Consider the following 15,907-nt stretch of genomic DNA (forward strand, 5'->3'; position numbering starts at 1 on the left):
ATGACGTTCACTCGCTCCCTGTTCAAGCGCGCCGCCGCCACTGCGGCCGCAGCCGTCCTGGCGGGTTTCGCCGGACTGGGCGGCCAGGCCCTGGCCCAGGAAGCCCCGCCGGTGGAAAACAATGACGCGCTCGGCCAGTTCGGCGCCTGCATGGCCGGCGAAGGGACCGCCGACCTGCTGATCATCATGGATGAGTCAGCCTCGCTCAGCGAGGAAGAATACGGCGCCACCGACGCCGACGACCTGCGTGTCAGCGCGGCGAAAGACTTCGTCTCTGAATTGGCCCGCACCTCGGAAGAGACCGGCTCGGACATTCGGGTGCGCACCGCGGGCTTCGGCACCGACTACTACGACTCCCCGGACGGCGTGTCCGGCAACATCAAGAACCCGGACGACTACGACGAGGGCATGTCGCAGGAGATGCTTTCCTACGGGGGCTGGAACTCTCTGACCGACGGCGTGGGGGCGGTGCACGGCGAGCTCGATAAATTCAGCGAACGCACCCTGGACATGTACACCGAGTACCCGGACGCCCTGCGCGGCACCCTGTCCAGCTTCGGCGACTCCGAGTCCCCGTGCCGGGCCGCCATGATGTTCAGCGACGGCGAAATGACCACGGCAGAAGACGACGCCGAGGCCGCGGCCAGTCAGATGTGCAGCCCGGAAGGCGTGGTCTCGCAGGTGCGGTTGGCCGGGATTCAGCTTTTCACCGTCGGACTGAACGAAGGAGGGGAACAGGACATGTCGGTCCTGCGTTCCCTGTCCGAGGGCGGCGACACGGACTGCGGCTCCCCGGTCACGCCGAACGGCCAGTTCTTCGAAGGCAGCGACGCCGCCGGCCTGCTGGCGGCCTTCCGTTCCGCGCTGCCGAACCCCGGCGGCACATCCCAAAGCGGGATCAACGTCAACGAGATCTTCACCTTCACCCTCGATAACTCGGTCTCCCCGGTTTCTCTGGAAGCACAGCCGAGCGAGCAGCTCGGGGAAGGCGAGGAGCTCATTCCCGTCTTGATCCCGCCGACGGGGGAACCGGTGGAGCTGACCACCGGCGGACGGCAGGCGATCGGCGAGGCCGACGTCACCGTCAGTTTGCATGACTGGGCGCCGGGCGCCGTGGACGTCGAGATGGAGAACACCGGTGATTGGGCCGGAGCCTGGGGCTTAGGGTACCGCTCCGTCAACGCGGACGACGCCAGCTACCGCGCCTCCCTGACGATCAAACCGGGCATGAACCTGCAGATCACCGACCCGACGGACAACTCCACCGGTTCCCTGCGGGCGATGAACAGCGACACGTTGTCGGCCTCCCTCTTGGATCAGGACGGTCAGCCGGTCACCTTGGACGGGGACGCGCAGTTGACGGCGTCCTTCCTGACCAACGACGGCGAAGAAGTCGTCCTGGTCGACGGCGCGCCGCTGGGGGAGGGCCAACCCGTGGACATCTCGCTTGACCCCATCGACCGGGTGTCCGTCGGAACGCTGATCGCCAGCGCGAACATCACCACGGCCCCGGCCGAAGGGGTGGCGGGCACCGAATTGAATCCGGTGATGAGCCAGCACAGCCTCTCCGTCAGCCTGGAGAACATGCCGACGCCGCCCGCGTCGCTGGACCTGGGTTCCGTGACGCAGGAGACCGTCGAGGTCGACGCCCCCGTCACCGGCCCGGGCCGGGTCTGGGTGGAGTCCGGAGAGCTGGGCAACGCGTCCCTGCCAGAGGGAGTCACGGTGGCCGTCGACTCCCCGGCGGATTCCATGGACAACGCCATCCAGCTGGAACGCGACGAGACCGGCGTGCTGCCGTTGACCTTCACCGTGGAAGAGCTCGCTGACGGCCCGCTGGTCGGCGAGGTCATCGTCCACAGCGCTGAGGCGGACGGCTCCAACCCGTCCCAGATCAGCGTGCCGGTTCGCGGCGCCATGAGCGTGCCGGTGGACCAGGCGACGTTCTGGGCCGCGCTCATCGTGGCGGTGATCGTGGCCATCGGCGTCCCGCTGGCCGTGTTGTACGCGATGCGCTACTTCGGCGGCACCATCCCGCGGACCCCGCGTGTCTACGCGCAGCGCATCCCGGTGCGGGTGGAAGGCCACCGTCTGGTGAACGCACAGACCGGACAGCCGTTCACCGTCTCCCACAACGATTTCCTGTCGAGCGCCCCGGTGGACATGCGCCCGCGCAACGTCAACGTCGCCGGCGTCAATCTCAACGTCAAGTATGGGCCCTGGCCGTTTACGGCAGCGCAGGTCGTCGCCGACGACGGCCTGTCGATCTCCTCGAAGGGGGAACAGAAAGGCACCGACGCCGTGCTGCCCCTGGCCATCCAGAACACCTGGTTCGTCACGATGAACCCGCACTCCGACACGGACGCCACCGTCGTGATGATGGTCGATGAACTCGCCCACGGCGAGAAGGTGGAGAACATGGAGCGTGACGTTCTGCAGCGCGCCCCCGACCTCATCGGTGACCTCGCCGATCAGCGCGAAGAAGCGCTGGCCAAGGAGTCCACGACGGCGGCTGGGGGTGGCGGGGCATCCCCGGAGCCGGCGGTGGAGGCTGCTGCGCAGGAACAACAGGGCGGCGGTCCCTTCGGTGGCGGGACAGGAAGCGGTGGCGGCGGACAGCCTCCGCGCACTCCGGGGCCGTTCGGATAGCGCGACAAAACCGCGCAGATCGCGGAGTATGGGTCACATAACAATGAAGTGCCGCGAACGTTTTCATGGAGGGAAGAATTAGTGGGTAAGTTTCTTGTCGTAGGCTGCGGCGGCTCTGGGGCCGCGACGCAGGGGTACATGCTGGATCAGCTGCGGACGTATCTTTCCGAGCAAAATGAGGGCGATACCTCGTTGCCGCAGGAGTGGCAGTTCGTCACCATCGACGTCCCCGTCGAAGCCGAGGACGGGCCGAGCGGCCTGCCGAACGTCGAGGAATCCGGCGGGGTCTACGTGGCCACCGGTTCCCGGTCCAGTTACGCGGAGTTCGACCGCGGCCTGTCCAGCCAGCTCGGTTCCACCACCAACAAGGCGTTGGGCGAGATCGCGACGTGGGCGAGCACGAAACCGGAAAAGTCGATGGTCCCGATCGGCCAGGGCGCCGGCCAATACCGCGGCATCGGCCGCATCTTGACCATCCAGAACCTGCGCAAGATCCGGGAACAACTCGACGAGGCCGTCAAGCGACTGAACAACACCCCCGGCGACAACAGTGATCCGCTGGTCTTCGTGGTTTCTTCGATGGCCGGCGGCGCCGGCGCCTCGATGTTCCTCGACGTCGCCCGCCTGCTGACGACCATCAACGGCATCCAGTCGCAGAACGTCGTGGCCTTCATGTACACCCCGGAGGTCTTCGAGGGCCTGCCGTCGCAGTCCCGGGTCGGCCAGTGGCCGAACTCTTTGGCCATGTTCGGCGAGGCCGTGGCCGCCCAGTTCGGTTCCGGCGCAGAACACGATTCCCGGCTGTTCCGGGCCATGGGCATCAACGAGTCCATCAAGGACGTGACCGTCGGCCGCATGATCCCCGTCGGCGCCCGCATGGGAGAGCAGGGCACACAGTTCGGCGACGGCACGCAAAATTCCGTGTACCGGGGCTTCGGCCGCGGCCTCGCGGCGCTGATGACCTCACCGTCCGCGCTGCGCACCTTCAAGCAGTTCGTCATCGGCAACCCCGGCGACATCGAGGTCAACCAAAACCTGTTCGGCTGGGGCGTGGATGAGGTGGACTCCATTCCGTGGGGGTCTTTCGGCTACGCCCAGCTGTCGCTCGGCCGCGACCGGTACGCGGAGTACGCCGCCCAGCGCCTGGCGCACGAGGCCTTCGACCGACTGCTGAGCGGGCACGTGGACAACACCAAGATCGGGCAGAGCGGCACCGAGCAGCTGGAGACCCTCATCCATGACAACATCGGCTTCTTCGTCCAGGACTTGCGCCTGCCGACGATCATCGTCAGCGACGAGGTGAACCCCGGCGCTTACGAGGGGTGGCTGCGGGAGGAGTTCAACTCCGCTTTCAACGACGCCGTCGGCCAGATGATCAATGCCCTGGGCAGCCGTCTTCCCTCCGGAGACGGGCAGCAGCTGACGGAGTGGCGCGTCGTCATTGAAAATGCCCTGCGTGATCCGAGCTTGGGCGAGCAGATGCGGGACATCGCCGGTTTCGGCAGCCCGTCGCCGCAGCAGGCCAGCACGGGCCGCAACGTCTCCTACCGGGCCACCCACCAGTGGGCGGACCGTTTCGCGAACAGGGTGGTCGAGGAGCTGGAAGGGCAACTGTCCCGCTACGGACTGCCGTACGCCCAGGAGCTCGTCGACAAGCTGCGCGAGGCGTTGACCACGAAGCTCATCCCGAAGCTGCGGGAAGCCGCCAACTGGGGCGCACAGGAGAACCCGCTGAAATACCCGGAGAATCTCAACGGCCGACTGCAGCCGCTCAACGGCCGGGGCACCGTCTCGAACTCGCAGGAGATCATCAACCAGATCCTCGGCGATTACCGCCCGAACTTCGATCAGTACTTCATGTGCGCGCTCGCCGGGCAGCTCGCTGCGGTGCTCGCCGACTTCGACAAGAACGCGCTGGCCCGGCTGAGCCAGGAACTGCGCAGCACCCACACCGTGCTCGACGAGGCCAACCGCGCCCCGGCGGAGAGCTCCAAGCTGTCCGACGTCAAGACCGACGAGCCGGCGGCCTGGCCGAAGGACGGCCAGGTGCCGGACCGTTTCCAGGGTTCCGCCAATGAAATCGTCGTCTCCCGCGTGGACGAATTCCGCAGCAACTACGGAAACCACATGATCACCGTGGTGCAGGAGAAGAACGACAACGTCCGCGGCGAGAAAGACGCCACCGCCGCCGCCGCCACCGACATCATCCTCGGCGAGTGGGAGGACAGCCAGAACTCGGAGAAGGCCCCCAAGGACACCTTTGCCCCGCAGCTCGCGGACGGCGTGACCCGCGGCAACCGCATGGGGTGGGTCTCCAGCCTGCTGGTGGCGGATCCTTCGAACCCCGGTGAGGAGCGACGCAACCCGCGCACCGCGAGCTTCGACTTCAAGCTGCGGCCCAAGGACCTGCTGGAACGTGCCCGCATGTGGATCCGCCGGCCGAACTACGCTTTCCAGGATTTCATCGACATGGATCTGCGCAGCTACCTCAACGACCACGACCGGATGAACGTCAACGTCAACGAGGTCGACATGAAAAAGCGCAGGGAGAGCCTGGAGGCGGCGTTCCGCCAGGCCATCGCCAACGCCCGCCCGTTGGCGGCCGTCGACACCGACGCCATCAAGGCCGCCTACCCCAGCAGCCCGGGCAGCGCCAACATCACCTTGAGCTTCTCGGAGCTGCCGTTCGCCGGGATGCCGGACGTACAGGAATCGCTGCGCAACGTCATCGTCGACGACACGAGCCTGGACCAGGGGTCGAGCACGCAGTCTTTCGACAGCAACGAAACCCAGACCAAGACGTCGGGCGTGAAGCGCATCGAGGTCTTCGGCTCCTACCCGGGCTACGCGCCGCTGGTGTTCAGCTCGCTGCTGCCGGCGATCGCCAAGGACTGGGCCAGCCGCGGCTCCAACCGCTCGACGTTCTGGCAGCTGCGCCGCGCCCGGCCGCTGGCCTCCGCCCTGCCGATGTCCGACGCCGAGCGGCAGACGATGATCGCCGGTTGGCTGCTCGGCATGGTGACCAAACGCATCAACGTGGAAAACCCGGAGTCGGCGTACGCCGCCGCGCACGTCTACAGCGACTACGACAAAAAGTGGTACAGCTTCCCGCGCCAGTTGCTGACCCCGCCGTCGGACTTCGCCGCCTCCTACGACTGGATGCCGGCCGTCATCGAGTCCGTCCTGCTGGCCTACGCCGACAGCCACAACAAAGGCGAGGACGGCGTGACCTCGTCGCTGCTGCCGTACATTGTGCTGCGGGAGCTCTACGACACCGCCCTGACCAAGCCGACCAACGCGGCCGGGCAAGCGCACTCCGCAGTGACCCACATGGCCATCTGGTTGCGCGACGGGCTGGAGCCGGACGGCGTCCCGACCTCCGGCACGAACTCCCTCGATGAGCGGTACCAGGAGTTGAAGACCTACCTGCAGCAGCACGCCGCCTTGGCGCAGAACTTCATCCCCGCCAATGCCTCGGGGTATAACCCCGGCGCCCAGCAGCGCGACACCGCGTGGTCGGACGTGACCAGCCGCGAAGTGGCGAAGAACATGCCGCTCTACCGCGACCTGGCGCCGGACGTCGCCGCGGTGATCCCGCAGATGCTCACTCAGCTGGACGCCGCTTACCGGCGCGCCCAGGACCAGAACGATCCGCTGGCCCCGCCGCCGCCCAACCGCGGCGCCGACAGCGCCCGCCCGGAGTTCGGTGCGGTTCCGCAGATGGATTTCCCCGGCGGTCCGCCGTCCTTCGGCGGCGCCACCCCGCCGACGATGCCCGGTGGGGCCGGAGGCCTGATGTAAATGAACCCGACCCTGACGCTGATCCTCGGCAACGGCGCCGACGCCCGCGGCGTGCGCAGCGCACTCGTCGATCTGACCGCCCTCGGCATGGTCTCCCGCTTCCTGTGGGCGGAGACGACCGCCGGCGGCCGGGGTTCCGACCCAGTGCTGGAGGACATCAGCCACACCCACGCCGACGGCTTGTCAATCACGACGGACAAACTCTCGCAGACCCTGGCACATGACAGCGGTCGTTCGATCCTGCTGGTCATCCTGGACATGGCCGGGGATGCGAACCACGACGACGGCAACGTCCGCGACTGGCGCAGCCGCCTCAACGACCAATTGGGCACCCACGTGGAGATCCTCCACCTGTACGTCCCGAAACCGGGAGTCGGCCCGCTGCACCAATACGGCGACCTGCCGACGCTGATTCTCTCGCCGGAGGAGGCCGCGACGCCGAAGGAACGCACGTCGCCGGTCGCCTACCCGGCGGCGCAGCACACCGCGGCCTCCCTGGCGGGCATCGCCGGGCTGTGGGCCACGTCGACGTCGTCGCCGTTTTTCGAAGAGGCCGCGGCCAACCGGATCTCCGGCGCCTACGGGCAAGGCCAGCTGGTGCGCGTTTACCACAACTACAGCGATGCGGCCGACGCCGAAGCCGCGTTATACAACAAGGTGTTCACCCTGGACGGCAACATGCCGCACCCCAAGGTGAACGCGGACGCCCGCGTGCTGGACGTCGGCGACGACCAGAACGCGGTCAGCCGCTACGCCGACGCGATCATGGACCGGCACGGACACGAGTTCGTGACGCCGACGTCGCCGCTGGCCTCGTCGCGAGCCAAAAAGGTGAATGCGTGGGAGACGATCAAACGTTTCTTCCAGTTCTTCTTCACCGCCGTGATCGGCAACCCCATCCAGTGGGCGGCCGAGGCCCGCAACAAGGGGCAGAAGGTGCTGGCTTCCGGCGTCCAGAACCTGCTGTACGGCTCCGACTCCAACATCGAGGTGGTCCTGGGCAACCAGTCCGGGAAAACGCTGCGTCCGCTCAGCGAGGTCGAGGCGGGCGCGAAGCAGCTCCACCGCGACGCCGGCGGGCAGGACGACCTGAACATGAGCCAGGAGACGTCCCTGCCACACTTCTGGCAGGCCTACACCGACGCCGCCATGACGCTCGTCGACGGCGGCCGCGGCGGCGACGAGATCACCGGCCCGAACCACGACGGCGTCCCGGCGATCGTCTCCGACGTGCGCTGGTCGGTCCCCTCCGACGACCATGCCTTCGACGGGGAGAACAAGATTCTGCGCGACAACGTGGGCTCGCACATCACCGAGACGCGGATTCAGCCCTATGACCCGTACAACGCCAACGTGTACTACAGCGCCATCGACCTGGCTTCGCGCAACACCCGCAACACCACCGTCCACCGCCTGAAGGACGACTTCGTCGCTTGGCGGGACACTGTCCGGCGGAGTTTCGGCTGGCAGATGGGTGAGCGGTTGTTCGGCAAGATGGAAGAGGCGCAAGCCAAGTTCCATGCGGTGCGCGAGAAGGCGCAGCACAACAAAGAAGAGCTCGACGGTCTGCAGGACGACGACGCCAAGCTGCGGTCGCTGAGCAACACGCTGCGCGGCTGGTCGCTGGCCTGGCTGGTCATCATTCTGGTCCTGGTGTACCTGTGCCTGTCGCACTACAATTTTGAGCGGGCGTGGGCGCTGGTGGACTGGTCCTTCTTCACCTGGCAGCGCACGCTGTTTGTGGGTATTGCGGTCACAGCGGTGATTCTGGTGGTGCAGATGTTGGTCTTCGCCCGCGCGCACAAGGGGATCTACGACGCACGGGAGCGACGCCGGGTGCTGCAGACCAACGAAGAAATTCTGGGCCGGGACGTCATCACCGCCAACCAGGAAGTCAGCCGGTGCCTGGCCTCCTACAACCAGTTCCTGGCGTGGTCGGCCATCGTCAGCCGCGCGATGTCCCGCCCCTTCGGTGAGATCCGGGCGGCGACGCTGGCTGACCACCACCCGGACTCCGGTCTGCCGGACAACACCGTCGTCGATTCCGTCCAGCTCGATGAGCGACAGGTGCTGGACTACTCGCGTCGCATCCGCGACGACGTCTTCACCAAGGGCTGGGCCAGCGACGCCTTGGAGCGCTACCTGGAACGCGGCATCGACGTCGTGCCCTCCCGCATGGCGACCAAGGAGGAGACGTATCGTCTGTACGGGCAGTTCGGCTTGAACACCCAGCTGGCGGAGATCGCCGAGGCCTGCCGCGACGGAGAATTGTTCGCGGACAGCACCCAGGCGGACCTGATGTGGCAGGAGAGTCTGCGCAGCATCCGCAGCACGAGCGACACGCTGGGGATGCATCGCGGCAAGTTGGCGACCGACATGGCCGCCATCGCCTCCGGGCAGGAGCAGTCCTCCTTTTCCAGCGCGGCTCTGAGCGCGGTCGGCACCAACTATGACGCCAACAACGTCGACGATTCGTTGACCTTCGCCGAATCGAGCCAGAGCGATCAGACGCTGTCGCAGGCTTTCACCGTGGTCCAGTACGGCATCAGCGCAGACGTACGTGCCTTCGACACCACGGAAGAACAGGACGCCGGGGCGTCGGAGCAGTCGGTGCCGAGCGTGCCGACGCTCGGCGGCCAGCCGCAGCCGCCGCAGATGCCCCCGCCGCAGCCAGGCGGCGGAAACCCGTTCAGCGGCCTGATGTAACCCCGCGCGGCCAGCGCATCACCGAGTTTTACCCACCTCGATCATCCATGTGAGGAGAAGCACGACATGGTCTCTGACGCCCAACGTGAAGAGATCGCCGGCGTTCCGGCGGAGATCCTTCACCGGATCATGCGGTTGCCCGATCCGACCTTCGAGGCAGTCAATGAAGCGCTGCCCGATGAGTACCAGTATCTCGCTCAGGCAGTGCTGGACCTCCTGACGGAACCGGCGGAGGAGGAGATCAGCGAGCAGGAACCGGTGCCCGCGGCTCCCACCCCGGAACTCCAGCCGGAGCCCCAACCGGAGCCCCAGCCGGGCGTCACGGAATACGAAGAAGACGAACCGGTGGAGGAGCCGACGCCCGCCGCGCCGGCCCCGGCGCCCGCGCCGACGTCCGGAGCCGCGGCCTTCCTCGCTCAACTCAACGACTCCACTTCAACGGTGGACGATGAACCACAGGGATTCGATCCGGCGGACCTGCTGCCGATCGAATTAGTGCACCGCTTCGCCCAATACGAGTGGGGCGCCACCGAAGACGCGACCTCGAAGGTGCGCTCGAAGGTGGTCGCCGCCACCGACGAGAAACCCGCCCACGTGGAGCTGAACTGGGACCCGTGCACCGACGCCAACGACGTGTTGTACCGGGTCGTGTCCACCACCATGATCGGGCGCCCGGCGACGCCGGAAGAAAACGACCAGCTGGCCCTGACCGTCGGCAACTTCTACGAAGACCCCATCCGCCCCGGAGAGGCATACCGCGAGTACCAGGTGTGGGCGTACCCGGCGCAGAGCGCGGACGCCTGTTTCCGGGCCCAGCCGGTGCTCGTGGGGCGCGAACTGGTGATCTTCCCCATCCGCGACCTCAGCGTCTCGGCCTCCGACGGCATCATCTCCGGCACCTGGGAATCCCTGCCGGGGCATCACCACGTGCGGGTGTTCGTCTCCGACCTGAAGATCGGAGGCGCCCCGGACAGCGCCCAGTACGAACTGGGCAGCGGCGTCAGCGAGCGCGATTTCCGCCATAACCCGCAGGTGCAGGGCGTGACGATGCGGGTCGTCGTCAAGCCCGTCATCCTGCTGGGCGACGGGGTGAGCACCATGACTGGGCCCATCTCGGAGACCCGGATGGTCGACATCATGGGCGACCTCGCCCAAACCAACTTCGAGTCGGTGGAACGCGTCGAAACCAACGAAGGCACCCTGGTCCAGTTCTCGATCTACGGCCCGCCGGCCGGTTCCTTCCGCGTGTACTTCACCCAGCGCAAACCCTCCGACGACCTGTCGTGGAGCGTGCAGCCGATGGAGGCGCTGAAACAGGAAGGCCTCGACGGTCCCGACGTCGCTTCCCAGGACTACGGCGAAATCAGCCACAACGAACAGTTCGACGCGGATTACCTCTGGCCGGACGGGTGGGACGCCGTCTTCGTCACCCCGGTGACCGTGCTGGGCGAATATGCCTGGGTCGGCACGACCCACGCCCTGCAGCGGGTGCAGGAAGTCACCGAGCCGGAATTGCGCGAATACGTCGGCTTCCAGCTGGCCACCTTCGGTTGGCCGCGCGGCGCCAGCATGGTCAAAGTGGAACGTCAGTACCAGGGCGGCGGTGACCGCACCACCGTGAAGGACTTCTCCGAGGAGGACTACACCAAGCACGGCGGCATCCGCCTGCAGCTGGACTCCGGAGGTGAAGAAGTCGTGCTGACCCCGCAGAACTCCTACGCCGGCAAGACCACCTACGGCCCGGAGACCGTGCTGGAGTACCCGGGCCTGCGGCGTTACCTCTATGACGTGCAGGTCCAGCCCAACGGGCAAGGCAGCCCGGGCGGATTAGCGATCGCGGTCTGGTGCGACCGGCACGATGACCTCAACCCGCCGCAGTTCTCCGTCCTGTTCAACGACAGGCGACTGCCCCTGGCGGCGGAGGACCTCCACCACGGCGGCGAGAAACTCCGCGCCGTCGAAGGCGAACCGGCGGAAGACCCGGCGACAGGGTTTATCCTGCAAACCAGCCGGATCTCCGGCAATGTGGGCGAAGCCGCCCGCTGGTTCATCCCGGCGTCGGAGTTCAGCGTGCCGGGGTATCTGCGGCTGTTCATGCTGCCGAACGACGCCGTCGCCAACGGCGGCGTGCGCAAGATCATCACCGATGAACGCCTGAACAAGCGATTCATCACCGCACAGGACATCGAGGCCATGCGACAGCCCATCCCACCGCCGGCGCCGGTGGAGAACCACAACCAGGAGCCCACCGGACGCCGCGGGTTCTTCCGACGCAGGTAGCGAGGAGCTCATCCATGGACAACCGGTTTAGTGACGCCGCGCATTCCCCGGAACCGGCGGCGCAGGCCACCGCCGACGGGTTCCTCACGTACGCGTCATTCAGCGCGGACGGCGCCCGCGGGCCGAAAGCCGGCTGGCGGGTGGGGCAGCAGGTCGGCGTCAGCGAAGAACTGGCTGCTGAGCTCATCGAAAAAACCCCGATCCACCTGGCCACGGAAGCCTCCGTGCCCCGTTACGTCGGCGACGAGGAACGCAAGAACCTCATCCGCCGGGCGGTGTGGGCCACCGTGCCGAAGAGCGGCACGCCGTACGTCTTCATGCATTCCACTCCGGCCGGCACGGACGCCTCGGGCCGCCCGTCGAACGTGTTCTCCACGATGTACGTGTTCGCCGAGTCGAACCGGATGAGCGCCTACCCGGTGGAGTTCCTCGGTTCCCCGAGCGTGCTCGTACCGTTCAACGCCGAGGTCAACAACCTGAAGGTGGCCGGCCCCGGCATTGAGGTCAACGCCGACCTGACGCCGCGCCACGCCTTTGAAAGCCTGATGTCGAACACCCGGCGCGGCTTCAACGCGATCCGGGACACGGTGCTCACGGTGCTGGATCTGCTGGCCGCCGGAACCCGGGTGGTGATCGCCGATGACCCGAAGAATGCCCCGCACTGGCTGGTGCTTGTGACCATGGCCACGGACTCGCTCACCGCCCGCGGCATCACGTTCTCCACCTACGAACGCGGCGCCGCGCTGGCAAAAGACGGTGGTCCCGTGCATGACGTGAGCGTCGTTCCTGCCAGCGACCACGCCCAACTCGCCGATGCGCACTTAGGTGGGGCAGTGGTCCTCGACGTCACTCAAGCAATGACCCGCGGCCGCTGGCGGGGAGAGCCGACGCGCTACTCGGACTCGGACGGCGCCGAGGTCGAGGTCTCCGCCCTGGCCGAGCTTTACGCTTTCGTCGTCTCCAGCCCGGCGGCCGCCGACCGGTTGCTGCAGGAACCCGTCGTCGGCGGCGCACGCGCAGAGAAGTTGGCCGTGTTGGCGCTCGAAGACAGCGACGCCGCCTTCGAGTCCGTGTCCGGGCCGTTGGAGGAGACGCTGCGCAACAGCTCTTTAGAAGGCGATCTCGCGCAGAAGATCAACGCGCTGAAACCCGGCCTGTCCGAATCACAGGGACGCCACGTGAAGAAACGGGAGGAGCAACCGGAACGCCACAGCTACGACGCTTGGACCCCGGCGGCTGCCCCCGCCCACCCGCCACAGCCCGGAGAGAACCCTTTCGCCGCGTCAGCCCCCGGCGACGGGCAGACGCCGGCGGAAACGCCACCGACGGAAGACGCCCCGGAAACCCCGGCCGGGCTGCTCCCGGCGGTGGCACGCCCCGTCTCGGAGAAAGAGCTGAGCGATGCCCAGTACCTGCTCGAGACCGCTAAATGGGACTTTGCGCGCCGCAAGCGAATGCCCTGGTACGCGATGACGGAACGGCTGCTCATAGCAGCTCCGGAAGACAGCCCGATAGGAAGAGCCCAAACTCACCTGTTCGCGGCCGCCGTGGTCGACGTGATCAACAGCCCGCGGTTACCGGGGGACGAGGTAGCGGTGCTGCCCTTCTGGCGGCTGTTTCTCCCGGAGTCCACCGCGATGCTGCAGACCGTACTGCAACTCGCGGTAGAACACATCGGCCAGATCAGCGCCGTGAAAAACCAGCCCAAGGACGGCTTTCGGGATAAAGCCCTCCGGCTCAGCGAGCAGTACCGCAACCCTCACCCGGATTTCGCGAGGGTCCTGCGCAAGCTCGCCGCCGACATTGCGCCGGGATCCTCAGGGCGCAGCGGCCAGCAGGGCGGACACAGACAACAGACGCCCCCGCACAACCCCTACCAGTACCCGCCTCACCGCCCGCCCCGCCGGTAACGGCGCGACACCCAGAAAGGACGAACGCCGATGGCTATTGTCACTCTGCGAGAGAACCAGACGACCACCATTCCCGCGGAAGGGATGCTGCATGTGGAAGCGAGCCCCGCGCCGGGCTATTCCCAGCACGTGGCGTTGACATTGGAAGGCGAGGCCACCATCCGACCGGTGAGCCCGTCGGCCTCGCGCCTGGTGCGGGGCACCGGGCGGATCCGCATCATCGTCAGCCCCCGGGACGGCGACGAGTTCGGGCCCGGCACCACCATCCACGTCAACGTCACCCGGGGCCGGCCGGGCACCCCGCAGGTCACCGGCGCGGAGTTCGTGGGCATCACCCTGGACGGCCGTTCCGAAACGGTCATCGGCACCTTGCACTACGAAGACGACACCCTGGTCATAGAATCCGCGGTGGGCTCCACCCAGGCCGACCAACCCTTCGAAGGCGTCGCAGCGTCGGTGCGGGCCGGGTTGCGCGCGCTGATCAACCGACACAACATCGACACCTCCATTCTGGAGACCGCACCGACCCCCATCGCGGTGGACTCCAGCGTGTCGATGAAGGCGCAGACCACCGAAGAAGACCTGGATCTGGCGGTGAAGCTGTTCATCGGCGCGGTCGGCGCGCTGAAACCGGAGACGTCGTTTTCCGTCCGGGACGACCGGTTGGGGCGCCCGCTGGAGATGAGCACCCGTGAAGAGCTGATCCAGCATGTGGTCACCGCGGTGCGGTCGGAGGGCAACCACATCGGCGCGGGCGCGCACCGGGAGCCCGGCTCGCCGGAGAACCCGACGTTTTCCATTTCCGACGAGGAACCGTACGGGCACCAGCCGTACGGACTGAGCATTGTGATCGGTGACACCGTGCGTGACGGGCTGCTCGGCGCAACGGACACCCCGGGGGTGCTCCGGGTGACCTCAGAACTACGGGCGACGATGGAGGAAGGCAGCGACGCCTCGAAGAACGCCATCTACGAACACATTTTGAATTCCTGCATCACGGCGCCAGCTGAAGGAGGGCCACGATAACCATGACGCATCCGATCAACCCTGACTTTGAAACCCGGTGCCCGTACACGTTCCGGCCGCTGCAGGACCCCACCGCCACCCATTCAGAGCACGTCGACCGGGAACTGCCGGAAGGGTGGGCGAACTCCATGACGTTGTGCGTCGCCCTGGCCGGCGCCCGCGCCTCCGGCAAGAGCCTGTACGTCGCCGTGCTGATTAAACTGCTCAAGCAGTTCGCCGAAGACCTCGGCGGCGTGGTGCGCGCCGCCGACCAGTCCACCGACGAACGCTACGCCACTTATTATGAAACGCCGTTTTTCGAGGAAATGGGCCTGCTGCCCTCCACCCCGCCTGCGGCGTCGTCGGAGGCGTACCAGCGCGACCCGCTGATCTACGACCTCGGCACCTGGCCGGTGGGAGGAGAGCGGCGTCGAATATTCCTGGTCATTCGCGACGTGGCCGGTGAAGACCTGGAGAACCCGCCGGTGGACCTGGCGGACCTGGAATTCTTCCGGCACGCCCACGAAGTGGTCTATCTCTTCGACCCGGTCACCGTCCCCGAGATCGGTAACTTGTTGCACGGCATCGTCTCCACCGACTCGCTGGGCGCGGACCCGGCTGAGGTCCTGGAAAACTTGTTGCGCATCATCGGCCCGGCCCGTCCGCGCATGGCTGTCACGCTGTCCAAGTTCGATACTCTGCGCAGCCTGGAAAAACGTCCCGAGTCCGAATGGTCGGCGATCATGGGCAATTACGGCGCGACGTTCAACCGGCAGCTGAACCCGCCGTACTCGGGCAATGACCCGCAGCTGTTGCACGACGAGGTGCACTCCCTGCTGCAACGGCTGGATGCGCAGCGCATGCTGAACCTGCTGCGGTTTGAACAGCAGGAGGGACTGAACATCCGGTACTTCGCGACGTCGTCGCTGGGTAAACCGCCGCATGGTTCACACCTGCAGCGCAGCGGCATCGCTCCGTTCCGCGTGCTGGACCCGCTGCTGTGGCTGTTCTACGACGCCGGTGTGATGGATGGGCCGCTGCGATGACGCAGGCGAACTCCTCCTCGCCTTTCGGCGACCCCAGTTCCGCGCACACCCCTGATCGCGCCTCGACGCCCACTCGAGATTACCGCACGGGCGACATAGGGCCCGGGAAAAAGAGCGACGCGACACGAGTGGAGGTCTCGGTGTTCCGGGCGCCGTGGCCGTTGCTCATCGCCGCATTGCTGGTCATGGTTGCGTGCGTGATCATGGCGTACTGGCTGACGGACCTGTGGATCACTGTTCCCGCCGCGCGGGAGTTCACCGTCGTCACCGGCCTCATCATCTTGGGCGTGGTCCTCGGCGTGATCTTCACCGTGTTGACGCTGCGCACGCATCACAGCGGCCGAATCGGCGTGACGCTGTGGGCGGTGGGTGGGCTGTTGAGCTTATTGCACGAAGAGCTCTGGCCCGTCGCCCTGCTCGGCATCGGGGCCACCGTGCTGGTGTGGTTGCCCGCGAGCTCGCGCTGGGTGTTCTGACGGGGCCCGGGTCGCCGACGACAGACATCCCATC

General features: G+C 66.6%; 8 protein-coding genes. All 8 read left to right on the plus strand.

What is annotated here, in order from left to right; translation table 11 throughout:
• The 8 genes from B841_RS02450 (at position 1) to B841_RS02485 (ending at position 15,873) form a co-directional block, all read left to right on the plus strand.
• Complete coding sequence (locus tag B841_RS02450; RefSeq protein ID WP_020933900.1) at positions 1 to 2,649, plus strand: vWA domain-containing protein; 2,649 nt, start codon at positions 1 to 3, stop codon at positions 2,647 to 2,649.
• Between the two features lie 81 nt (positions 2,650 to 2,730).
• The gene (locus tag B841_RS02455) at positions 2,731 to 6,450 is read left to right on the plus strand and encodes a tubulin-like doman-containing protein (RefSeq protein ID WP_169466551.1); all 3,720 of its coding nucleotides are present in this window, start codon (positions 2,731 to 2,733) and stop codon (positions 6,448 to 6,450) included.
• Positions 6,451 to 9,156, plus strand: coding sequence for a hypothetical protein (locus tag B841_RS02460; protein ID WP_020933902.1), 2,706 nt, complete (start codon positions 6,451 to 6,453; stop codon positions 9,154 to 9,156).
• 66 nt (positions 9,157 to 9,222) lie between these two features.
• Positions 9,223 to 11,436, plus strand: a complete 2,214-nt coding sequence (locus B841_RS02465; protein WP_020933903.1) for a hypothetical protein — start codon at positions 9,223 to 9,225, stop codon at positions 11,434 to 11,436.
• A gap of 14 nt (positions 11,437 to 11,450) precedes the next feature.
• The gene (locus B841_RS02470; protein ID WP_020933904.1) at positions 11,451 to 13,346 is read left to right on the plus strand and encodes a GAP1-N2 domain-containing protein; all 1,896 of its coding nucleotides are present in this window, start codon (positions 11,451 to 11,453) and stop codon (positions 13,344 to 13,346) included.
• A 30-nt stretch (positions 13,347 to 13,376) separates the two neighbouring features.
• Positions 13,377 to 14,372 (plus strand): hypothetical protein, encoded by a 996-nt coding sequence (locus B841_RS02475; protein ID WP_020933905.1) that lies wholly within the window; start codon positions 13,377 to 13,379, stop codon positions 14,370 to 14,372.
• Between the two features lie 2 nt (positions 14,373 to 14,374).
• Positions 14,375 to 15,397, plus strand: a complete 1,023-nt coding sequence (locus tag B841_RS02480) for a hypothetical protein (protein WP_020933906.1) — start codon at positions 14,375 to 14,377, stop codon at positions 15,395 to 15,397.
• Entirely contained in the window at positions 15,394 to 15,873 is a 480-nt protein-coding gene (locus B841_RS02485; protein WP_156844670.1) for a hypothetical protein, read from the plus strand. Before B841_RS02480 ends, B841_RS02485 begins: the two co-directional genes overlap by 4 nt.
• The last annotated feature ends 34 nt before the right edge of the window (positions 15,874 to 15,907 follow it).

The organism is Corynebacterium maris DSM 45190 (genome assembly GCF_000442645.1).
Taxonomy (GTDB): domain Bacteria; phylum Actinomycetota; class Actinomycetes; order Mycobacteriales; family Mycobacteriaceae; genus Corynebacterium; species Corynebacterium maris.